The 22,834-nt window shown below is 37.4% G+C and carries 23 protein-coding genes and 2 pseudogenes; 21 read left to right on the forward strand and 4 right to left on the reverse strand.

What is annotated here, in order from left to right:
• Positions 1–194 precede the first annotated feature (194 nt).
• The 5 genes and pseudogenes from AC1Q6O_RS07855 to AC1Q6O_RS07875 all read left to right on the forward strand — a co-directional run.
• The gene (locus AC1Q6O_RS07855) at positions 195–950 is read left to right on the forward strand and encodes an alpha/beta fold hydrolase (RefSeq protein ID WP_089984812.1); all 756 of its coding nucleotides are present in this window, start codon (positions 195–197) and stop codon (positions 948–950) included.
• A complete protein-coding gene (locus AC1Q6O_RS07860) occupies positions 947–1,792 on the forward strand; it encodes a DUF2785 domain-containing protein (RefSeq protein WP_090003163.1) in 846 nt (281 codons plus the stop codon). Before AC1Q6O_RS07855 ends, AC1Q6O_RS07860 begins: the two co-directional genes overlap by 4 nt.
• Positions 1,793–2,023: 231 nt before the next feature.
• A complete protein-coding gene (locus tag AC1Q6O_RS07865; RefSeq protein WP_089984807.1) occupies positions 2,024–2,599 on the forward strand; it encodes a dihydrofolate reductase family protein in 576 nt (191 codons plus the stop codon).
• 761 nt (positions 2,600–3,360) lie between these two features.
• Positions 3,361–3,861, forward strand: coding sequence for a hypothetical protein (locus AC1Q6O_RS07870; RefSeq protein ID WP_089984806.1), 501 nt, complete (start codon positions 3,361–3,363; stop codon positions 3,859–3,861).
• Positions 3,862–3,889: 28 nt separating this feature from the next.
• A pseudogene (locus AC1Q6O_RS07875) lies at positions 3,890–4,060 on the forward strand (DUF2268 domain-containing putative Zn-dependent protease); the annotation flags it as partial.
• A gap of 405 nt (positions 4,061–4,465) precedes the next feature.
• On the opposite strand, the gene AC1Q6O_RS07880 reads toward AC1Q6O_RS07875, so the two are convergent.
• The gene (locus tag AC1Q6O_RS07880; protein WP_089984804.1) at positions 4,466–4,786 is read right to left on the reverse strand and encodes a YflT domain-containing protein; all 321 of its coding nucleotides are present in this window, start codon (positions 4,784–4,786) and stop codon (positions 4,466–4,468) included.
• A gap of 392 nt (positions 4,787–5,178) precedes the next feature.
• On the opposite strand from AC1Q6O_RS07880, the gene AC1Q6O_RS07885 reads away from it, so the two are divergent.
• From AC1Q6O_RS07885 to AC1Q6O_RS07910, 6 genes are all read left to right on the forward strand, one after another.
• Positions 5,179–5,712 carry a hypothetical protein gene (locus tag AC1Q6O_RS07885; protein ID WP_346038111.1) on the forward strand — a complete coding sequence of 178 codons (534 nt, stop codon included), beginning with the start codon at positions 5,179–5,181 and terminating at the stop codon, positions 5,710–5,712.
• Between the two features lie 16 nt (positions 5,713–5,728).
• Positions 5,729–6,226: a GNAT family N-acetyltransferase gene (locus AC1Q6O_RS07890; protein ID WP_139150586.1), complete on the forward strand. Its 498-nt coding sequence runs from the start codon at positions 5,729–5,731 to the stop codon at positions 6,224–6,226.
• Positions 6,227–6,527: 301 nt separating this feature from the next.
• Positions 6,528–7,469 carry an oxygen-dependent tRNA uridine(34) hydroxylase TrhO gene (gene trhO, locus AC1Q6O_RS07895; RefSeq protein WP_008175955.1) on the forward strand — a complete coding sequence of 314 codons (942 nt, stop codon included), beginning with the start codon at positions 6,528–6,530 and terminating at the stop codon, positions 7,467–7,469.
• 284 nt (positions 7,470–7,753) lie between these two features.
• Positions 7,754–8,647: an SDR family oxidoreductase gene (locus tag AC1Q6O_RS07900; protein ID WP_089984799.1), complete on the forward strand. Its 894-nt coding sequence runs from the start codon at positions 7,754–7,756 to the stop codon at positions 8,645–8,647.
• An 899-nt stretch (positions 8,648–9,546) separates the two neighbouring features.
• Entirely contained in the window at positions 9,547–9,702 is a 156-nt protein-coding gene (locus AC1Q6O_RS07905) for a hypothetical protein (RefSeq protein WP_181897678.1), read from the forward strand.
• A gap of 102 nt (positions 9,703–9,804) precedes the next feature.
• The gene (locus tag AC1Q6O_RS07910; RefSeq protein ID WP_089984797.1) at positions 9,805–10,224 is read left to right on the forward strand and encodes a YxiJ family protein; all 420 of its coding nucleotides are present in this window, start codon (positions 9,805–9,807) and stop codon (positions 10,222–10,224) included.
• Between the two features lie 111 nt (positions 10,225–10,335).
• Here the strand turns inward: AC1Q6O_RS07910 and AC1Q6O_RS07915 are convergent, their stop codons facing one another.
• Positions 10,336–10,731, reverse strand: coding sequence for a hypothetical protein (locus AC1Q6O_RS07915; RefSeq protein WP_008175965.1), 396 nt, complete (start codon positions 10,729–10,731; stop codon positions 10,336–10,338).
• Between the two features lie 190 nt (positions 10,732–10,921).
• Here AC1Q6O_RS07915 and nagZ point away from each other — a divergent pair, with 190 nt between their 5' ends.
• From nagZ to AC1Q6O_RS07945, 6 genes are all read left to right on the forward strand, one after another.
• The gene (gene nagZ, locus AC1Q6O_RS07920) at positions 10,922–12,622 is read left to right on the forward strand and encodes a beta-N-acetylhexosaminidase (protein ID WP_089984795.1); all 1,701 of its coding nucleotides are present in this window, start codon (positions 10,922–10,924) and stop codon (positions 12,620–12,622) included.
• Between the two features lie 66 nt (positions 12,623–12,688).
• Positions 12,689–14,125: an AcpB/EbpR/MafR family transcriptional regulator gene (locus tag AC1Q6O_RS07925; RefSeq protein WP_237068771.1), complete on the forward strand. Its 1,437-nt coding sequence runs from the start codon at positions 12,689–12,691 to the stop codon at positions 14,123–14,125.
• Positions 14,126–14,326: 201 nt separating this feature from the next.
• On the forward strand, positions 14,327–15,034 hold the full coding sequence (gene deoD / locus AC1Q6O_RS07930) for a purine-nucleoside phosphorylase (protein WP_008175971.1): 708 nt from the start codon (positions 14,327–14,329) through the stop codon (positions 15,032–15,034).
• Entirely contained in the window at positions 15,034–15,174 is a 141-nt protein-coding gene (locus AC1Q6O_RS07935; protein WP_164908691.1) for a hypothetical protein, read from the forward strand. The genes deoD and AC1Q6O_RS07935 overlap by 1 nt, the downstream gene beginning before the upstream one ends.
• 66 nt (positions 15,175–15,240) lie before the next feature.
• Positions 15,241–16,422, forward strand: coding sequence for a NupC/NupG family nucleoside CNT transporter (locus AC1Q6O_RS07940; protein WP_008175975.1), 1,182 nt, complete (start codon positions 15,241–15,243; stop codon positions 16,420–16,422).
• Between the two features lie 213 nt (positions 16,423–16,635).
• The gene (locus AC1Q6O_RS07945) at positions 16,636–16,821 is read left to right on the forward strand and encodes a hypothetical protein (protein WP_008175977.1); all 186 of its coding nucleotides are present in this window, start codon (positions 16,636–16,638) and stop codon (positions 16,819–16,821) included.
• Between the two features lie 67 nt (positions 16,822–16,888).
• Here AC1Q6O_RS07945 and AC1Q6O_RS07950 read toward each other — a convergent pair whose 3' ends face one another.
• Entirely contained in the window at positions 16,889–19,066 is a 2,178-nt protein-coding gene (locus AC1Q6O_RS07950; RefSeq protein ID WP_008175979.1) for a DNA topoisomerase III, read from the reverse strand.
• A 291-nt stretch (positions 19,067–19,357) separates the two neighbouring features.
• Here AC1Q6O_RS07950 and AC1Q6O_RS07955 point away from each other — a divergent pair, with 291 nt between their 5' ends.
• The 3 genes and pseudogenes from AC1Q6O_RS07955 to AC1Q6O_RS07965 form a co-directional block, all read left to right on the forward strand.
• Positions 19,358–19,837: an RNA polymerase sigma factor gene (locus tag AC1Q6O_RS07955; protein WP_492401035.1), complete on the forward strand. Its 480-nt coding sequence runs from the start codon at positions 19,358–19,360 to the stop codon at positions 19,835–19,837.
• 20 nt (positions 19,838–19,857) lie between these two features.
• Entirely contained in the window at positions 19,858–20,355 is a 498-nt protein-coding gene (locus AC1Q6O_RS07960) for a YbhB/YbcL family Raf kinase inhibitor-like protein (RefSeq protein WP_253734967.1), read from the forward strand.
• A 22-nt stretch (positions 20,356–20,377) separates the two neighbouring features.
• Positions 20,378–20,497 (forward strand): annotated as a pseudogene (locus AC1Q6O_RS07965) (hypothetical protein); the annotation flags it as partial.
• 64 nt (positions 20,498–20,561) lie between these two features.
• On the opposite strand, the gene AC1Q6O_RS07970 reads toward AC1Q6O_RS07965, so the two are convergent.
• Positions 20,562–21,176 (reverse strand): TetR/AcrR family transcriptional regulator, encoded by a 615-nt coding sequence (locus AC1Q6O_RS07970; RefSeq protein ID WP_008175985.1) that lies wholly within the window; start codon positions 21,174–21,176, stop codon positions 20,562–20,564.
• A 380-nt stretch (positions 21,177–21,556) separates the two neighbouring features.
• Between AC1Q6O_RS07970 and AC1Q6O_RS07975 the strand changes: the two genes are divergently transcribed.
• Positions 21,557–22,309: an SDR family NAD(P)-dependent oxidoreductase gene (locus tag AC1Q6O_RS07975; RefSeq protein ID WP_008175990.1), complete on the forward strand. Its 753-nt coding sequence runs from the start codon at positions 21,557–21,559 to the stop codon at positions 22,307–22,309.
• The last annotated feature ends 525 nt before the right edge of the window (positions 22,310–22,834 follow it).

Consider the following 22,834-nt stretch of genomic DNA (forward strand, 5'->3'; position numbering starts at 1 on the left):
TAAATAACAATAAAGTTGTTTATTCAACAAACGGGCCAGATTGTCGAGGAACATTTTCTATAAATTGGTTATTATTGTTGAAATATAGAATAAGATTGTGAAGATCTCACTTTAACTAACGGAGGACTTTAGCAAATTATTACTGAGTTGCATAAACGGCCCTTTTTTTATATTGTAGAAATAGGTGATTAAAAGTGACGATACAACATGAAAAGATAATCAATTTCTATGATAGGCGTATACTGTTCAATAAATATCGTAAAAATACACCCAGCGTAATCTTTATTGCAGGGTTAGGCGATAGCCATGAAACATGGAAAAAGGTCCAAGACCGAATATCGGATGAAACGTCAACCTTGTCCTATGACAGGGCGGGTATTGGCAGGAGTCAAGACGTAGCTGTCCCGCGAACTTGCTGTGATCTTGTTGAGGAGCTCTCCGCATTGGTGCAAGCGCTTGACGTGGAGAAGCCTTATATATTAGTAGGCCATTCCTTTGGTGGATTGGTCGCCAGATTGTATACTAGTCTTTATCCGCTGGACATCTGTGGTATGGTTTTGGTTGACGCTGCACCGGAATATAAAGAACTTGCTTATGAAAAGGTTCTACCAGAAAATCTACTTGCAGGAAATAGGGAATATTTCAAGAATCCTATGTTGAATAGTGAGAAAATTGATAAAATACAGAGTTATAAGCAAATTGTTGATTATTCAAAACAAAGTGACATTCCTCTCTCAATTATTACAAGAGGTTTACCCGATAATAATGAAGATGGATGGCCCTCACAAGAAATATTAGAAATTGAACAAAGTCTACAAGCAGAATTCCAATGGCTGTCAACGTCAAGTAAGTTCCGGATTGCTAGTCGTAGTGGACATTATATACATCATGATGAGCCTGATATTGTAATAGAAGAGATTTTATTAATGTTAAAGGAGATGGGAAAGTGAGCGAAATAAGGATGAAACTTATGAAGGATTTGCAAAGAATTGAGGAGAATGAGTATCAGTTAGGCGAAGGTGAGCAGCATCAAGATTTCTTACCTTTGTTACTTCAATATATCGGCGATCCTCAGCCAGAATTGCGGGATAACTTGATATATCCGATGTTTTATATGTGGATTAAGGAAGAGAATAGGTTCAGTGAAGAGGAGTTGCGTAGTCTCTTAACTGTTCTGACGGATGAGAACCATTTGTTCTATAATATTGGCAGCAAGGATGATCAGTCAGTCTTTACAAGGACGTTTTCTGCTTTGCCTATCGCTTTGATTATACAACGCCACAGACAGAATCCATTTTTAAATCAAGAAGAAATTGAGCAATTAATGCAAGCAATGCTCCGTTATTACAATGAGGAGAAGGATCTGCGAGGTTACCTTTCAGTAGGAGGCTGGGCTCACAGCGCGTCTCACGGTGCAGATGTTTTTGTTGAGTTGGTGCAGTGCGAGGAGAGCAGCATTGCAATGTTACATGAGGTTCTTGTCGCTATTTCTGGCATGCTACATAATGGAATACATATTTTTAGTGATGAGGATGATGAGCGGTTGGTCAATATCGTGGATACGATGATTGACAAAGAGTTACTTCCACATCAAGAAATTGCTGATTGGATTAGCTGCTTAGCGCAATGCTGCGATTTGCCGAGAAGTCGCAGTCAGGTGATTGCTCGTGTGAACAGCAAGAATTTTTTACGCAGTCTCTATTTCAGAAGGAGACAAGATAGCCAGGAGAATGAGCTTAAAACTGCAATACTTGGCACTGAGGCAAAATTAAACAGGTTTTCTATCAGTTAAAGGATTAAGGCGTTGTCCCAGTATATACGTTTAAAGAACTTTCATTCAATTAAGACACTCATGTAGAAATGGGTGTTTTTTTATTATAGGGCCAAATTGTTTAATAAAGAAATTTTGCAATCTAGAAGAAATTATTGATTCTTATGTGTGCTATACTTGACTCTGCACATAACATTAATGAAAACTGCAAAGTATAATGAGACATCCCTCATGAACAAAGGAGAACTGAAAATGAGAAAACTTGTTCTATTTCTGCACGCATCGCTTGACGGTTTTGTAGAAGGGCCAAACGGTGAAATGGACATTGGCTGGGTTTCCTACGATTCTGATTTGGAGAAACACGCGAAAGAGATTCTGAGTACTGCCGACACTGTCATTTGGGGACGTGGGACTTATCAGATGATGCACAGTTACTGGCCATCTGTGCCTTCGAACCCATCAGCTTCGCAGTACGAACGGAATCATGCCGAGTGGATCGAAAAGACAGCCAAAATCGTTTTTTCCACGACGCTGGAGAAAGTCGAATGGAACAATTCCAGACTGGTGAAAGAAGATGTCGAGGAAGAGATCAAGAACCTCAAACAGGAGCAAGGCAAGGACATGGTCATCCTAGGAAGTCCTAGATTCGCACACTACCTTATGCAGCTTGATTTAATTGATGAATATAAAATTACGGTTTCTCCCGTCCTGGTCGGCAGCGGGTTGCCGTTATTCCAAGGTCTCAAGGAGAAGGTCAATCTTAAACTTATCGAAAACAAGACATTTGATTCTGGAGCCATAGGTCTCGTTTACCAGACGGGTAGATGACCTTGTCACTTAAAATAGATTACGCTAACTTTTTAAACCAACCCCAACCCCTTTTTAAGTAACAGGGGAACAATGGAAATTGTAATTGTATTATCTTGAAATCAAGTCTTCCATATAAGGGCGCGATTCTGTCACAAGAATCAGCGCTCGTTTTCATTAAAGGGCCATATTGTGGAGCAATACCACCCAAGAAATAGTCTTATGGACCGGCCTAGATAATTATGTTTAAAGGACAGTCTAGCTTACATACTAAGCTAACCAACGTTTGATAAAATGCATTACCAAGTAACTTCTTAGAAGAAACTTAGGTAATGCATTTCGTGAGTATGTCTATTTAGTAAACAATCGTATGTGGTTGTTAATATCTTTTTCTGAAAAGGACTGTTGTAAAATAGTATTTACCTCACTTCAAACCGTGGTTAGCTTTTTTTAACTGTAACAAGAAATCTTCTTTCGTGTTAGTACTTTGTACATCTTTCATATAGAACAAAATGGAGCTGCTATCGGCAGGTTTCCGCATGTCTTCGACGACCACATAGGTAATGGGAGCGCCACTTTGTTTTATTAAATTTTGCAGCTCAAAGAAACGGTCCAATTCATTTTTTAAAAGGTAGCCATTTCAATTGGAGTAGCAGTATATAAATAAAGAGCATGCTTTTTCGTTTCATCCGAAAAGAGTATGCCGATCTACTTATTAGTATAGTCTGGACCTTGAAACCCGAGGCCTTCAATAGCTGGAATCACTTTATCCAATTTGTGCAATGAAAGAGTCTACTCCTAAGACTGAGCAGTTAAGCAAATCAACAATGAAAACAGTAATATCAGAGAAACAGTATCCCTATTATATTTGTGAACAATTAGTAGAGTTTCAATACATGAAGGATTTATTCATAGTAAACTCGATGAAAGCTATGGAAGACAAAGACAAAGAAAAAGATATTTTAGAAACAGCAATCAAGATGGATAAGATTTTAGACAATATGGAATATATAAAAGTTCCTGATAAATACAAAGACATTCACAAAGACATTCACAAAGACATACAAGTAGGGGTAACAGATGCAAGAAAAGCAACAAAGCTTATTAAAGACGCTAATAAAGAGGATAAACCGAATATGCAAGAAGCTGTACTAAAAAGTACTCCACATTTATCAGGTGTAGATAGGGAAAATTGGAAAAGTGCACTATATGAGTTAAGTAAGGAAAACAAAGATGCTTATGGTAAAGCACTTGATAAATTAATGAAAGAACATGCGGAATAATATAGTACCATACAACAATTATAAGGGAGAAATTATTCTGGGAGGTAATGGCCTTCCTAATCGTTATGGTTACAGTGAGGGCTATAAAATGGTAAAATCCTATCTTGATTTGCACCCAAATGTAACCCCAGAGGAATGGACAGCGCTAAGTGCAAAAGAAATTTTTGAAAAAGGAAACTATCTTGAAAACTATAAATAACAAATCAATGCATGAATTGACATATATTCTAGGGGTAAATATATGTTATTGATTAGTTAAAAATCATTGAGTTGCGTATGCAGCTCTTTTTTCAACAGGATGCTTTAGTTCAATAACGATCTTCAACAAAAAAATGGTCAACCAGAAATATTTTCTGGCTGACCTTATAATACGATCGGGCGCGTTTATTTAGGAACGCGTTTTTTCCTTTTAAAGGGTCATATTGTTGAAGAAGACTCTTTAATGAAGAAGATGAAAATTTCCTCGAGCAGATCATTGACAATAAAGAAGGATGGTTTTTTTACTGACTTGGTTGAAAGGCTATCTGGAATACAGAGTTCACGGAATACGAGGAGGACTTGTAAAATGAAAAACAAACCCGGGATGGGATTCCCGGGTTTGTTTTTACTTATTGGCAACTATGACCAATTTACCTGTATCCAGTTCTTTTTCGAATTGAGCAGCTTCCGATTCACTTAATCCGACAGAAGCTAACTCATTGCGGAGTTCATCTCCACGGGAATTCACCAGATTCTTCATAAAAGTCAGGAACCCTTGCTCGCCAATGCCAGCTTCTTCTGTCCCGAGTGCTTCGTTAATATCATCTTCACGTTCTTCATAGTGCGCAAAGATGTAAATGTTATCTCGAAGATATCCTTGCGCTTCTAATTTCTCCACTTCTTGTTTCGCCTGTACTACGTTTTCTACTGTCAATTTGACTGTCATTATTTATCCCTCCTAAGAATGTTCACATTCAATCTATTCCACTAAATTGAATGAATAAAACATTTTTTTAGTTTTTAATTATGTAGAGTGGCATTAATAACTAATGGAATACTAATGAACAACTCGAAAACAATGTAAGTTGTTATTCTATAATTGGGTACTATTCTATTTAGGGATTGTACCTTATTCAAGAATAGGGCGCAATTCTGCAACAAGAACTGTGCTTTTCTTCATACCGATTAGACTGTATATAAAAGATTCCGTGAACAAATATACTTAAGCTATAACAGCAGAGGAAAAGGATTTGAACGTCAATGGTAGCTTTTATTCATTTTCCATTATATGTATAATTAGGGTGTGTTATTTTTTTTATTATGTTAGGAGGGATACAAATGGGCATTTATCCTGATTGCCCTGTTATTGTTAAATCAATAGAAATTGGTGGACTAACAAAATGGCAGCTTATTCAAAAGTTACAAGAACATTCAATCTCGATGAATCATTATGGTGAGCAATTATTATCTGATGATCAATTTATTACTTCTGAAACAAAGTACAGCCTAGATACTGTTGAACTGGCTGTTAGGAATCTTGGTTTTCCTGATGGAGCTACTATGCCTCAGCTTATAAAACAAGCGAATAAACTTGGTTTGGAATTATGTCCACTTGAGGTTGGACCTTACGTAAGACTTGAATATTTAGACCAAGCTGAGGGAGATTTAGGGAATTCTCTACAACAACATCAAGCTCCTTCTGGATCCATCACAATAGCATCAGAGATAATACGTGATGATGATGATTTTCCTAAAGGATTTTACCTTAGAAAAATTGCCGGCGTACTATGGCTACGTGGTTATGTTGCTGACGACTTGCATATTTGGAATCCTGATGATCAATTTATCTTTAGGAAAACAGAGAAAATGTAAAGAAGGGGAAATAAGAATGATTGAATTACGAAAAATAACCGGTGAAAACATAGAAGAAGTCATAGCACTTGAGGTTGAAGAAAAACAGAAGGACTTTTTAGAAACTACGAATCTCAAAAGTTTTGCAGATGCTCATATGTTGAATACAGACGGGATACCAGCGACTCCCGTTGCCATTTATCTCGATGAAGTTGTGGTTGGGTTTATGATGTATATTTATGATACGTTAGATCATGAATCATTTGAAAATGAAGATTATTACGGAAAGAAGAGCTATTTTATATGGCATATGATGATTGACAAAAGGTATCAAAGGAAAGGATATGGCAAACTTGCCTTTGAAAAAATGTTGATGGAAATTGAACAGATGCCATATGGGGAAGCGAAGTATGTAACTCTCTTTTATCATACAAGCAATGCCAAAGCTAAAACATTATATGCTTCCTTTGGCTTTGTGGATACAGGCATCATTCAGGATCACTCGATGTTGGCGATAAAGCATTTAGAAAAGTAAATAACCTTAGCTTACTGAAAGTAATGAGGCTTCTCGACCCCTCACCAAATTTAATAGTTATACCCCAATCGGATGCTTTGAAATAAGAAAGCATCTTTTCTTTATGAAGGAGGCTAGATTGTGCAATAACACTTCTTGATAAAAAGGTTCGCTGACCAATTCACAAATTTATTAACAATATTTATAACTATTTCAGTCTAATTACCGATAGCATTTTAAGTGATTTTCCTTTATTGTTAATAGGTCGTAAAAGACACTATCAGGAATATCCTGCAAATATTGAAATGATAGGTGGAAAACAATGAATTATCAAGTTTTATTATATTACCATTACACAAAGATTGAAGATCCAGCTGTGTTTTCAGCAACGCACTTAGAAATGTGTAAAGAGATCGGTTTAAAAGGTCGTATTTTAGTAGCCAATGAAGGCATTAACGGTACTGTTTCAGGTACGATTGAGCAAACAGAGCAATACATGGCAAACATGCAAGCTGACCCATTATTTGAAGGTATTGTCTTCAAAATTGATGCGGCGGATGATCATGCCTTCAAAAAAATGCACGTACGCCCTCGACCTGAGTTAGTAAACTTAGGCTTAGAAGAAGACGTAAACCCGCATGAATTAACAGGTCGCTACCTGTCACCAGAACAATTCCTTGCAGAAATGCAGGATGAAAATACAGTCGTATTAGATGTGCGTAACACATATGAATTCGATGTCGGCCATTTTCGTGGTGCGATTCGACCAGATGTAAAAAACTTCCGGGATACACCGGAATGGGTACGTGAGAACCGCGAGTTATTCGAAGGGAAAAATGTGTTAACATATTGCACGGGTGGCATTCGTTGTGAGAAGTTTTCAGGTTGGATGAAACGTGAAGGCTTTGGTGATGTCGGTCAATTACATGGCGGTGTTGCAACATACGGAAAAGACCCTGTTGCGAAAGGCCAATTATGGGACGGACAAATGTATGTATTTGATGAGCGCTTAACGGTGCCCATCAATCAAGTAGAGCATGTGATTATCGGTCGGGATCATTATGACGGAGAGCCTTGTGAACGTTACATTAACTGTGCAAATCCTGAATGTAACAAACAAATTATCGCATCTGAAGAAAATGAAGCCAAGCATTTAGGTGGCTGTACAATTGAATGTACAAAGCATGAGCGCAACCGCTACATCGTGCGTCATAATTTAACAGAAGAACAAGTAGCCCAAACGATTGAGGCGTTACAAGTTTAAGTATGAACAGCTAGTTAAACATACAAAACAATATTAAATATCTTTCCCTCTACTAACTATATAGAGGGACTTAAAACACTCAGTGTAAGTGTTCGAACTATCCATTTCAAAATCGGACTAGTTTGCTCGCTTACATGGGGTGTTTTTTCTTTTGTAGGAAAAGAGTAAATGACTGTAGCTGTTTAGAGTAAATGATCACAGGGTATTCAAAAAATGTAACCGCATTTAATTAGTGCAAGCTCACAAAGTGTTTTTAAAATAATTAATATAGGAGATGATTGATAATGGCAAACCCACATCTAACCGACCCACGTAAGAAATATCATACGGGAAAATTCCCAGATCAAGAACAGAACACTCCAGCGCTACAGAATGAAATGAGCCCCAAACCTGACTGTGGAGAAGAATCATATAAAGGATACAATCGTCTGGAAGGGCGCAATGCCTTAATTACCGGAGGCGATTCTGGGATTGGTCGTGCCGCTGCTATTGCCTACGCACGCGAAGGGGCGAATGTGGCCATTCAATTCTTCCCGGGCGAAGAGGAAGATGCCAACGAAGTCAAAACATTAATTGAAAAAGAAGGCAGAAAAGCACTACTGCTACCATATGATTTACGGGAAGATGGTACTGCGACAGAGATTGTTACAAAAACAGTGGAAGCCTTTGGTGGATTGGACCTGCTGGTATTAAATGCTGCGCAACAAATCGCACAGCCATCTCTAAGTGACCTAACAATCAACCAAGTGCAAGACACTTTCAAAGTAAACATCATCAGCATGTTCGAGACCGTCAAAGCTGCTGAAGAGCATCTGAAGCCAGGAAGTGCAATTATTACCACCACATCAGTTCAATCTTTCGATCCATCCTCATCTCTCATGGATTATGCCGCTACAAAAGGTGCGATAAGCAACTTTATGGTATCCCTGTCCTCGTACTTTGCTTCTAAAGGTGTCCGTGTCAATGGTGTCGCACCTGGCCCGATTTGGACGCCGCTTCAGTTGGATAACGGGAAATTAGAAGGAGAAATACCTGAGTTTGGTCAAAATACTCCTCTCGGCCGTGCGGGACAGCCAGTAGAGCTTGCACCCGTTTATGTTCTTCTGGCCTCGGATGAAGGAAGCTATATCACCGGTCAGATATATGGGGTGACAGGCGGCAAGCCAATAGATTTGTAAGCTTGGGTATGTGATAAATAGACTCCCTCGAAATCAGTGATGTTTCTTAGACTACTACTTTAATAGGGCAAGGGAACGGATATTAGTTAGTAAACAAATAGACCTAAGATATCCCAACTCGACAATGAATATTTGTATGGAATAATGTAGGAGGTAACAGTAGCTATCGTTATCAGGGAGGATCATAATAATCCTGCAAAATGAACTTTCTAAAGCTATTTAGAGTAGTACCATGAATTTAAACTTCGTCTCTTCTATAAGGCGGAGTTTTTATTTTTTTTGAATGGATAATTTACTTATAATTGGAACTTATACTCATTTTGACCGTATTAGAGTAAACGGACTATGTCAGTTAGAAGAGCTACATATAAAAAAGGAGAAAATGAAATGAATATTTATTTAGTACTATTACCAATGGTTAGTATGTTGATAGGTTTGTATTTAGTTTGTTTGGGACTCTGGGAATTAAGAGTTGGCATAGATAGGAAAAGATTTATAACCTTCTCATTTACAGGGCTATTTTTGATTTTTATATTACCGAATATGTTTAGTTTTTTAAATGTAATGGTTAATAACTTCTAATAAATATCTATTAGCGAATTGATTTATGGGGGCTTTACTTCCATATGGAGTAGAGTTTTTTCTACTAAAAGTAGCGGAGCAGGATAGTTGGACAAACCCAACGTTCAAAAGGCTTATTCTTTATATTTGAAAGGTTTCATTTAAATCATCGGGTTGCATTTTCTCATTCAATATCAGATGAAATTAAGGAATTAGAAGCCCAGTTACTTGAAATGCGGGCGAGATGTACTTTATTAACTGTGTCACCAGAGAATTTAGAGCAAAGAATAATATGTAGAAGAAATCCTCATGAATGGGAGGGGAAAACCTCAAAAGAAATGAAATTGGCATGTGAATTATTATTAGAACAACAACCAGCGTATAGGAGTCAAGCAGCAAATTCAATCATTCCTACAATTGAAATAAATACTGATAATAAAGATTGGGAATCCTACGCAAAACAAATTTACTTATTTAACGAATTGCTGCTTTAGTGCGGCAAGCATTTCAAGAACCTTCCCAAAAGAAGCTTAAGAACGTTTGTGCTTTGACTAAAAAATAAATTTGTTAAATGACACACTTATAGGGGCCGAAATATGGATAATATAATAAAAAAACTAGCTGAATTGGAAAATGAATTAAAAAAGCCATTTCCTACTAAGGATATTAATAAAATATGTGAGGATTATCGAACAGAATTTTTGAATTTACCTGATGTGGTAGATTTCTATGAAGATTTTCGTTACTACTGTGTGAACATATCAGGAACGTTAAGTTATGTTTTAGGCGATGTAATAAATCAAATTCCAGAGGGACAAATTGATATGCTATATAAGTCTTTTTTTGAATACTATAATCAATATGAATTTTTGGAAGGCCAAATAGCAAACTATCATCATTTTTTTCAAGAATATAAAACCCATGAACAAACGAGAAAATGGTTATTACAACTGTTGTCAAATAACCACTATCCATTTAAACGACAGAATCTATACACAAAAATAAATTTGAAATGAACTTGAAAATTTTTGTTATAGTTAGCCCATTCTGGATTATGTTTTCTGACGCAAGATCCACCGATATATGATAAACACCCTCATAGTTGTAATTATGAGGGTATTCGCTAATTATTTGACCAATGCTAGTAAAAACTGGTCTCGATCCGTTTCTTCCTGCATTTTACTATCTACTAACATCGCACCTGATTGAACTTTTGTCCTGTCATTGTCCACAAGGAATTGCATATTGACCTTTGTAACTTTATTATCAATGGAGCAATCTCCTTCGAACTCGACTACATCCTGTCTTTTCTGTGTTTCAAAATAAACCCAATACGGATTTTCGCAGGCAGCAGCAAAGCCATTTTCTAATGTTTTTGTACTATTTTCATAAGAATAGTTTTTTACATATGTAATATATTCATTGTCTGTAATATCCTTTTGTGGACCATAGAAGTACCAAAACACCCCTAAAATACCGATGGGTACAATCCACAATATATTCCTTTTACTTAATTTCCCCATACCTTGCCTCCCCCTTTATGAGAATATTTTAACATCTTCCTCCGCATTTTTGCTAGCTTACGATAATATTTTCTAAAGAGAGAGTTGTTTCTGTTGATTTCACATATTTTGAATTCATTCGTTAGATATGATAACGTTAGCTGGTAGAATGATATGCTACTACTAATGGTTGGATTGAGGAGGTTTTTTCATGCATAAAAGAAGACGTGGCTTTCTCGTATTTCTTGTGCTGATTTTAATGGGTTTGCTCTTTTTTATCGGTATGAAGATGAGACCAGCCACACAAACGACTAGAAATTCGGAGTCACCCCCAGTCCAAGAGCATAGCGATACTGCTACTGAGGGCGGCGATACCGGAAATCTTGACGTAGTCATTCAGGAAATTGTCAACCTAGCGGGAGAAGGGAAAGTACCTGATGTGCCATTTACCGCAGGGGAATCAGATAGTCGTACGGTTCATCAGCAATGGGGGGACCCTCAGCAAGTAATGGAGACCGCTAATGCACAATACGAAGATTTTCTTCAACAAGAGATAACGATTGGCTTTCAACGTACAAAAGCTTTCGATATCCGTTCGTTTAAAGCAAATATAAGGAATATTCATTTAGCAGATATTAAAAATAAGTTAGGCGAGCCGGATGAGGTCCGCTATTATCAGGATACAAAGACCGATCAAATTATTTTGGTGTATCAAGTGAACGCCAACTATCAACTAAAGTGGATTTTGCCAAAGCCGACTGACAATGAGGCCAATCCTGCTGTTCATCACATCTCTGTCTATACAGAAATAACGGATGAGATAGCAGAGACGATCAACCAGATGACATTGGATGAAAAGCTTGGTCAAATGATGTTTGCGGGTGTTTCAGGCACATCCCTTCAGCAAGAGACTAAAAGTTTGATTCGTGATTACAAGATTGGAGGATTGATTCTTTATGCCAATAATCTTGAAACACCACAGCAAACGGTCTCACTGATGAATGATTTGATGACAGCGAATGGGACTAATCGACTGCCACTATTCTTGGGAACTGACCAAGAAGGGGGGAAAGTAGTCAGATTACCGGGGCCGTTAAAAAATTTCCCGACGAACCAAAAGATTGGGCAAATCAATCAACCACAATTCTCCTATGAGATTGGAAAATTGTTAGGGGAACAATTAAAGGCATTTGGCTTCAACCTAGACTTTGCCCCTGTCATGGATGTGAACAGCAATCCGAACAATCCGATTATTGGGGATCGTTCGTTTTCTAATAAGCCTGATATCGTTAGTCAATTAGGTATTCAGACCATGCAAGGTTTAGAAAGTCAGCAGGTGATTCCGGTCATCAAGCATTTCCCTGGTCATGGTGATACATCAGTAGATTCTCACTTAGAGCTTCCTAAAGTGTCGAAAAGTCTTGACGATTTAAATAAGCTGGAGCTTATTCCATTTAAAGCGGCCATTGATAAGGGTGTTGATGTGGTGATGGTCGGCCATATTTTATTACCTAAAATCGATCAACAATTCCCTTCATCGATGTCGAAGGAAATTATTACTGGGCTATTAAGAAATCAGCTTGGCTTTGATGGGGTTGTAATGACCGACGATATGACGATGAAAGCCATTACGAATCATTTTAGTATCGGGCAAGCTGCTGTAGATTCTGTGAAGGCGGGAAATGATATTATTTTAATTGCCCATGAATTCGCCAATGTCACAACGGCCATAGATGCATTGAAGGCAGCCGTAAAGAACGGAAAAATCTCAGAGCAGCAAATTAATGACAGTGTCCGTCGAATCATTCAGCTGAAAGAAAAATATCAGCTTGTGAATCATCCGGTATCAGCAGTGGATCTGAAGAAGCTCAATGCTCGTATGGACCAATTATTAAATACGTATATGAAATAAAAGAGAAAGGGATATACATATCGATATGTATGTCCTTTTTTGTGAATGATAGAGAAGGGTGAAGGCATGGATAAGGAATTCAAATTAGCTAGCCAATTATTAACTTTGCTAGATGCTGAGCAAAGATGGTTTACCTTAGCAGAGGTTGAACAAAGTTTACATATTTCTGATAAAACGATACGAAAGTTAGTGGAGGAGATTAGTTCGCAATTGCCATCAACGATGACCATTGAAGTGTCTAGAGGAAAGGGCATTTTTCTACAACGTGATGGGCGCAGTACAACGGTTAGTGAAGTGATTGCCAGCATGTTCAGGCAAACAACCTTTTATCAACTTATGGATGTATTGTTTACAAATGAGGATCACTGCTCAATGGAGGAGCTTGCGGAAGCCATGTTTATGAGCACTTCCTCTTTGAAGAAATTGATTATGCAATTAAATAATGATGATTTAAAGCCATATCAATTACGAATTTCATACTCGACGCCAGCAGTAAAGGGAAATGAATTGAATATCCGCTATTTTTATTGGAAATTTTATGGGGATGCTTACGAGTTTACGGGGTGGCCATTTACGAATAGTGACTTTGATGTTATTCATCAATTAATCACAACTATAGAGAATGAAAAAAATATTGTTTATTTCATCAATTCCAAAAGGAAATTATCCTTTTTAGTAGCAATTGTTCTGGAACGAATAAAAAAAGAGAACTACGTAAAAATGAATGACGGTCATTACCTGTGGGAAAAAGGTATTTTCTATGGGCCCGTAAAAAAACTTGCGAAGACACTGGAAGAAAGATTTTCAATGGAATTGCCAAATAATGAATTGTTTTTCCTGCAAGCGCTATTTAGTCTAAGCCAATATCATTATTATGAAGGGTCAGAGATGACACCACAGAAAGAAATCGAATTATACAAGAATAGAGAAGAAGATCAAATGGGCCAGCAGCTATTAGCTTTATTGGCAGAGGCTTACCCGAATTTAAATAGGAATGAGCGATTTATTTTGGAAGTATATGAGTTCCTTGACAAGCTTTTAATCGATAATGCCATTCCTGAATGGATGATGATTTCAAAAAGTAATTTAACCGCGTATGTTCACCATGAGTGTCAGCAAATTTATCAAGATATGGAGACGTGTCTGCACAAGTGGCAATTAATCTATCCTTCTGTTCGATATAATGACTATCATCTAACAAAATTAACATTACTTGTTCGTTCTGGCCTTAATTATAAAAGTAAAAGTGCTTTTTTGGTCATTGGTGAGGAGTTTTCAATCCGCCATTATATAGCGAATCTAATAAAAAATGAAATAGGGGATCAACTGATTATTAATACGTCCATTTTGAAAGGACTTACTGACGAAATGGTCCAGCAGCAACAGATTGATTTTGTTATTAGTAATTTCCCTGTTGACCTAAAGACTGTGCCAGTTGTCATTATTTCAACGATTCCTTCCAAAAGAGATTTAGATAACATACGGAAAGAATTACTTCAGTAATTTGGTCAAATATTTTCCGTACACAACGTAATAATCTGGTCTAGTTGATCATCGTAAAAAAATCTTATACTCATAGTAGTTTCTGGACGGATTCCTTTTAAGAGGAGTCGGTTTGGAAATAGCTATGGGTATTTTTTGATGGTAAATGAAAACGGTTACCTAATGGATTGTAGATAAATTTTATGACTTGGAGGAATAGAAATGAGTAGGCATTTAAGTGCAAAAAAGGGAGAAATAGCTGAAAGGGTATTACTTCCTGGTGATCCTTTACGTGCAAGGTTTGTAGCGGAACATTTTTTAGAAAATGCATTTTGCTATAACGAAGTAAGAGGGATGTATGGCTACACGGGGATGTACAAAGGTGTGCCGATATCTGTTCAAGGGACAGGGATGGGCAATCCGTCGATGAGTATTTATGGTACTGAACTGGTAAACGATTATGGCGTGAAGCAAATGATTCGTATCGGCACATGTGGTGCGATGCAAAAGGAAATTAATATCCGTGATATCATCCTCGCCCAAGCAGTATCCTCAGACAGTAATTTGACGGAGAAAATTTTCTTAGGCAATAATTATGCGCCTACAGCAGATTTTTCTTTATTAATGAAGGCGTATCAGCAGGCACAAGGTAAAAAAGGAAATGTCTTTGTAGGCAATATATATAACTCGGATGAATTTTATCGTGAAACATTAGACAGGCTTCACAAGTTTATGGAATTCGGTGTGCTAGGGGTAGAAATGGAGAGCACAGCGCTCTATACGCTAGCTGCTAAATATGGGGTAAAGGCATTATCCATTTTGACGGTAGGGAGTCAATTACTCACAAATGAATGCTTAACACATGAGGAAAGCGAAAAGTCCTTTTATGAAATGGTGGACGTTGCTTTGACTACCATTATCGATGAATAGTGCCGTGTAAATGGGTAGAAGGACAGCAAGAAAGTGATGAATGTCATTTTGTCTGGATAGCAGTGGAGGGTATTGAAAATGGTAGCTCCATTGCTATGGTAGATTTAGCTAATTTAACGCCCGAAAAACGTCTAGGCTGATCCAGTGGACAAGCTAGGATTCGTTAAATGTTGATGGTACACGTGGAAAGTTACGGAGGGGAATAGATGCATTATTTAATTTCTATAGTAGGTTTACTGTTAGTTTTATTTTTAGCATGGGTTGCGAGTAATAATAAGAAAAAGATTAAGTATCGTCCAATCATTGTGATGATTGTCATCCAGCTTATACTAGGATTTCTTCTGATTAAAACAAGTATCGGAGAATTATTAATTAAAGGATTTGCTGATAGTTTTGCCAAATTACTAGAGTATGCAAACGAAGGGACCAATTTTGTATTCGGTGGGATAGCTAATGAAGGAGCGCATACTTTTTTCCTGTATGTGTTAATGCCCATTGTTTTTATGTCCGCAATAATCGGAATATTGCAACATTATAAAATCCTTCCGTTTATTATCAAGTATATTGGTCTAGTACTAAGTAAAATAAATGGAATGGGAAAACTAGAATCTTATAATGCGGTCGCTGCAGCTATAGTAGGACAAAATGAAGTATTCATCTCGGTGAAAAACCAAATTGGATTTTTACCGAAGCACCGTCTCTATACATTATGTGCTTCTGCGATGTCAACTGTATCGATGTCAATTGTTGGTTCCTATATGACGATGCTAGAGCCCAAGTATGTAGTCGCCGCCTTATTATTAAACTTATTCGGTGGTTTTATTGTCGCCTCTATCATTAACCCGTATGAAGTGAAGGCGGAGGAAGATATAATCGAAGTGCAAGAAGGCGAAAAGCAAACATTTTTTGAAATGCTAGGCGAATACATTATGGATGGTTTTAAAGTAGCCATTATAGTTGGCGTTATGTTAGTAGGCTTCGTTGGGTTAATTGCCCTTATTAATGGTCTGTTTAATGGCATATTCGGCATCTCGTTCCAAGGTATCTTAGGGTATGTTTTTGCGCCAATTGCCTTTCTTATGGGTGTACCTTGGCATGAAGCGGTTAATGCGGGTAGTATTATGGCGACAAAGCTTGTGGCCAATGAATTTGTTGCTATGCTGGACTTCGTTAAAATCCAAGATAGCTTTAGTGAACGTACGGCAGCCATTGTATCTGTATTCCTTATATCCTTTGCAAACTTTGGCTCCATTGGGACTATCGTAGGTGCCGTAAAAGGGCTACATGAAAAGCAAGGCAATGTGGTTGCGCGCTTTGGTTTAAAATTGCTCTATGGCGCTTCACTAGTCAGTGTTTTATCGGCAATCATTATCGGTATTGTATTTTGATCGATTAACTATAAAAATAATGAAGGCTCTAAGACGAGACACACCTTGATAGTTTACCTATTAAGGTGTTTTTATGATGGCGGTGTACGATTGAACATAGAAGTATTTAATACTTAATGAATATGTAAGGAATGAGAAAGAAAAAAGTGATGATTGACAGCTACAATGAAAATAGATTGAAAGATTGGTGAGAAGATAAGGAGGCTATAGGAAATGGGCATGATGATAGGGATTATTACAGGTGCAATAATAGGGGTTGTTTTATTATGTATCAGCTTCATATTATTTTGGATAGGGAAGAGAAAGCAAGAAGAAAACCGATATGCAATATGGGTGATGGTTGCAGGTTTATTAGCGTTAATTACTTCTGGGAGCAATGCTTTAAACTATTTCTTATGAGGAAGTGGGACCAAAAGGGCGGTATCTATGTATCGCCCTTTGATGTGTACCACCTAAAATGCCCTAATTATTGAGGGAATTTAAAATGTACCTTATGTTCTTTTTCATCCCAAATAAGATGCGCATTGAAGGTTTTTTGTCCCTTTTTAAACCCTTTGATCATGTCTGTTTCACCAGTGGCAAGTAGCTTTCTTACATTTGTCTGTGAAATGGTTTTACTGAGAATTTTCTTTGAAACTGAGAATTTACAGTTGGCAGTTTTATAGTTTGAACAGCCGTAAAAAGTACCATGATCTAGGATAGAGCCATCGCAAAGAATACACTTTCCGACAACAGTTTTTTCTTTTTTATATTTCTTTTGATAAGGATTATTGGCACTGATTTTGTCGACTTCCTTTTGATCGAATGCCCATACTTTTTCACGTTCATGCGCATCTGTAATCAATTTATAGGTGAGCTTTTTTACTTGCTCCATAAATGCTTGAGGAGAAGCATGTCCTTCACCAATTTCAGATAGTCGCTGCTCCCATTTTGCGGTCATCGAGGGTGATGTCAGTAGGCTGTTTTCACCTAATGCTTCAATTAATAACATACCTTTAGATGTAGCAAATACTTGGTTTTTCTTTATTTCAATATAGTTTCTGTCTTTGAGTGTACCAATAATGCCGGCTCGTGTTGCTTCAGTTCCTAATCCTTCCGTTTTAGATAAAACCTTTTCTAACTCAGCATCATCTAGGTGTTTACCGGCTGTTTTCATTAATGTAATTAAATGACCTTCTGTATATCTATTAGGTGGCTGTGTTGCCCCTTTTTTAACGGTAGCTTGAGCCACAGTCCCGAGCTCATTTTCATGAAGAAGCGGAAGCATTTCTTCTTCCTCTTGAGATGCATTTTCTTTAGATAGATAAATGACTTTACGCCAACCCTCCTCAATTTGCTCCTTCCCCTTCGAAATGAACTCAGCTCGTTTATCGACAAGCGAATGAATCGTTGTGTACGCAAAAATGGCATAGTTATAATGTGCTGCAATGACTTGTCTCGCTACTAAATCGTAAATCTTTTCTTCTTCCATGCTTAGCTTAGCCAGGTTAGGTATTTGATCTGTCACAATGATCGCATGGTGGTCCGTAACCTTCTTCTCATTGACATATCTTTTGTTATTCATAATTGAATTTGTTGGGGGAGGAAGAAGGTTTTTATATTTATCTATTTTGCTCAAATTGTTTAATATAGTTGGTAGTGTTTTGGCTTCTTCACTTGTTAAAAATTGCGAATCTGATCTTGGGTATGAAACTAAACCTTTTACATAAAGCTTTTGTAAAATATCAAGAGTTTTTTGTGGCGAAAACTTATAAGACTTATTTGCTGTAGCCTGTAACGCGGACAAATTAAATAACAGAGGCGGTGCGTATTCCTTCGTCTCTTTATTTATTTTCGTTATTTCTACATTTTTATGTAGACAGAAATTAGCAATGGCTATCGCTTGTTTTTCCTCCGATACTCTTGACATATTATTTTTATGCCATTTTGCTTTTAGCATTTTACCTGCGAAATGAAAGACTGCTTCGACTTCCCAAAAAGGTTCTGATTTGAAATTCGCGATTTCATGTTCCCTATGAACAATTAACGCAAGGGTTGGGGTCTGAACTCTGCCAATGGAAAAGACATCTTTGACACCGTTTTTCTTAAGTAGGACCGTATATAATCTCGACGTATTCATGCCAATTAACCAATCTGCGCAGGAACGACTTAATGCTTCGTAATAAATATCCTTCGTTTTCGCTTCGGGCAGTAAATTTGAGAAGCCATTTTTGACCGAGTTTTCCGTTAAGGACGATATCCATAATCGTTTCATCGGTTTGTTTACACCACATACCCTTAAAATGGTACGAATGATTAATTCTCCTTCACGCCCGGCGTCTCCACCGATTATAATTTCTTGAATGTCTGGTCTTTTAACTAGATTTTTTATGATAGTAAATTGTTTATACTTAGATTTAGAAACTTTATATTCAAATCGATCGGGAATAATGGGTAATGTTTCTAATTTCCACTTTTTCCATGTTGGATCATATTCTTCTGGTGTTTTTAATTCACATAAATGCCCAATTGCCCAAGTAATAATGGCTCCATTGGGAAAATATGAGTTGGCTTTGACTTCAAAGTATCCTGTCTTTTTAGTAAAAGAAAAGGGAGCAGCTAACTTGGCAGCCTGATCTGGTTTTTCTGCAATTACTATTTTCATCTATCATTCTCCTGTAACTAATCATTCCAACTCTTGTCATATCATTATAAATTAATATTCAGTATAACGGTTATACCAAACATTTTGTCGATCTATTTGATATTTATTATGAAATCCTTCCTGAGATGGTGATGAAATCTGTTATGAAAATTTAAGGAGAGGGGGATTTATTTTCCCTTCTTTTTTCGTTTTGGACTGTCACCAATAATTCATACCAGTAAAAAAATGGCCTATTGCACGAATTTTAAAAGATGAATCGTATTATGAAAAGAAGGAGGCTCGATAGGAAATATGAAAAAGTTTGCTGGCTTATGTGTTCAAGAGATTGTTCAAACATATAGTGACACCTTAATCCGTATTGCTGTGCATCAGACAAAAAATATGTCTGAGGCGGAGGATATTGTCCAAGAGGTTTATATGACTCTTATGAAACAGAAAAAGCCCTTCGATCATGAAGATCATTTAAAGGCTTGGCTCATCAAAGTAACTTTCAATAAATGTAAGGATTACTTTAAGTCTGCCCGTGTGAAGAAGACGGTACCAATTACCGAAGAAATGTCCTTTATCGCCAAAGAGGAGCAAATGGTGCTTACGGAAATTTTTGAGCTGAATCCAAAAGAGAGAGTCATTGTTTATTTACATTATTATGAAGGCTATACAACTGCAGAAATCGCCAATCTATTAGGAATGAACATCAACACGATTGGCTCAAAGCTAAGACGGGCACGAATGAAATTGAAAATCATATTAGAAGAAGGGAGTACGGTCTGATGAATGCTTATAAAAACGTGATGAAGCAGATTCATGCTTCCGAAGAATTTAAGATAAAGATGGAAAACGAGATGATGGAATTTCAACAAAAAGAAAAGAGGGTCTTTATGAAAAAAGTACGAATAAGTGTGGGAAGTTTAGTTGCCTGTGCAGTAATAGCGGTAGTCGCTTCTTTAGTCAATGTAAACAATGACACAACAATCGATTTAACAGATAGAATTATGGTGGATCATTCAGCTCCTGCGGCAAGTGCAGTAGTCAATATCGAAGGAGTGATCACAGAAGTTGGAGAAGATGGACTGAGCTTTACGTTGGATAACGGCATGAAAGTAGTCGTTACAGATGAGACGAAATTGGGGATAGATGGTCCAACCGCACCCCCTAAGGAAGAACAATTTTTTGAGCCGACATTTAGAGTAGGTAATCTAATAGGCGGTTTCACGGAAGATAAGACTACAGAGCCAGTAACGGCGGCTGTCATTTATACGAACTGGAATTTTGAGAAACCTATCCGCTGAGGTACAGCCAAAATAACCCCATATGACAGCATTTACGTACTTCCACAACCCGTATTTTGCTGAAAGATGGAGCAACAGTGACCATCAAGCATTATTTGAACAGGTATGGTCCGTTGTTTGTAAATCTCCATCCAATGCATAAGACATGTACAGGCAAAAAAATACGTAGTGAACCAATAAAGCTGGCATATAGGAAATGCCAGCTTTTAAGATTGCTGAAAGGGGTTATCCAAGTAGGGTCCTTTAATGGTAATACGCATTAACTGAGTCGCCATAAATTTTGGCGTATAGGGCATATCATTTTCTAACCACCAGACGATCACCTCAAGAAAGGCAGCGGCATAAAAACGGATAGCCATCTCACGCGGTACGGTTAATTTTTGATCATCAGGCTCCATCAATTGAATACCACTTGATACAAAATCGATAATTATCTTTTTTAAGCCTGCAGAAAAATAAGGGATATCTTTTTCTGTGAGGTAGACTTTGTAAAGCTTACTATTCAGCGCAATTTGTTCAAACAAATGCATAAATGTCTCATGAGGCTGATCATAATGAGGCAATAAATCAAAATCTCTCTTCTCTTCAAACGTTGGGTGAATACTTCCTACTAATTCATGTAAGATTTCCTCAGAGCTCTGGTACAGTAAATCTAATTTGTCACGGTAATGTAAATAGAAAGTGGCACGGTTCAAGGTTGCCCGTTGAGTAATATCTTGCACAGTAATCTTCTCATAGCCTTGTTCATCTATTAACTCCACTAATGCATCTCTTAATAGTTGGCGCGTTCTTATGACACGAGGGTCCATCTTTTTCGACATTTTTAAGCTCCTTGTATTAAATTTATCGTTTACACAACATAGTAGCCTTACATGTTGTCAATACATCAATTCATGCTCTTATGTTGTTTGCCCTTTTTGAACAGACAGTTATAATTATATTAACGACACGGTGTCGATAATACAACTAGTTGTTAATGTTTTCACGAATTATTCATTTATTTGATTCAGCAATTTTATATCAAACATACGGAAATGTCCCTTTTCTATGGGGGAGGATGTATGCTTGTGATGCTCTTTTTAGAGGGTGTTCAAACATCTGCTGAAGCAAAATGAAGCCTCTAGCTTCTGTAGCGGATTGAAAACATCTGGTGACATTTGCTCGGAGGAAATGGATTGATAATAGAAAGGGAGTTTTATAGATGGGACGTTTAAATGGGAAAGTAGCGATTATTACGGGAGCAGCGATGGGCATGGGAGCTTCTGAGGCAAAGCTATTTGCACAAGAAGGGGCAAAGGTGATTGCAACAGATGTGCAAATCGAGCCATTGAATAACTTAGTGAAAGAAATTAAAGAAAATGGTGGAGATATTATTGGTCTTTCACATAATGTAACGTCTGAGGACGAGTGGAAAGCAGTAATTGCAGAGGCAGTGAAGGCATATGGTAAAGTCGATGTACTAGTCAACAATGCAGGAATTTCATCACCAAAAACGATTGCCAACATGGAAATGGACGAATGGAATAAAGTGATGGACATTAACTTAAATGGCTGTATCATTGGTATGAAATATGTGATTCCAGAAATGCAAAAGGCTGGTGGCGGATCTATTGTCAATATTTCTTCCATTGGTGGAATCGTGGGAATGGCAGGGACAAGTCCTTATACAGCAGCAAAAGGAGCACTTCGGGTGTTATCTAAATCGGCTGCGGTAGAGTATGGGAAAGATCATATTCGTGTAAATTCTGTTCACCCAGGCATCATCGTTACGCCTATGACAGCGCCAACGATGGAAGAAGGGGGCGCTTTACCTTTCTACAAAACCTATACACAGCTACCGTACTTTGGTTCACCAGAGGACGTAGCCTATGGAGTAGTCTTCCTTGCCTCTGACGAATCACGCTTTATGACAGGCGCAGAATTAGTCATTGACGGCGGCTGGACGGCAATTTAAACGAAAATAGCTTGGAAAAACTAGGTTTCACTAATTACATGTGATCCTAGTTTTTTTGCATGTGAGGGAGAGATGGATAAAATTATCCACAGTTCAAGCATACTCGTCATGAAGTTTTACATACTGGCAAAAAAGTGATGTAGCTATTTTCTAGAAAAAAACCTGTCCAGAAGCATTCGTCCTCCTACTCAAAACCCTCCTTTCGCCTGCAAATTAGCACAAACACCGAGGATGTTTGTGCATATCATAGTGGGGAGTAAGCGTTTTCCTCTTTATATAGAAGAAAGTCAAAACGGAAAATTTCACGAATCTGTGAATATCACGAAAAAAAATTCATAAAAACCTTAACTATTTCATACGAAATCCGTATAATAAATCAAACAGTACGAAAATTGTCCATATTTCTCAGTAAATTGCGCGAATTTTTTAAATTGTATTGACGTAGGAATCGATAATTTGTACACTGTGTACAGTCAATTGTTTTTTGGAGGAATACAATTAATTTGAAAAAGTTAGGATTTGATA

Source organism: Lysinibacillus sp. GW823-FHT06C08, assembly GCF_058795135.1.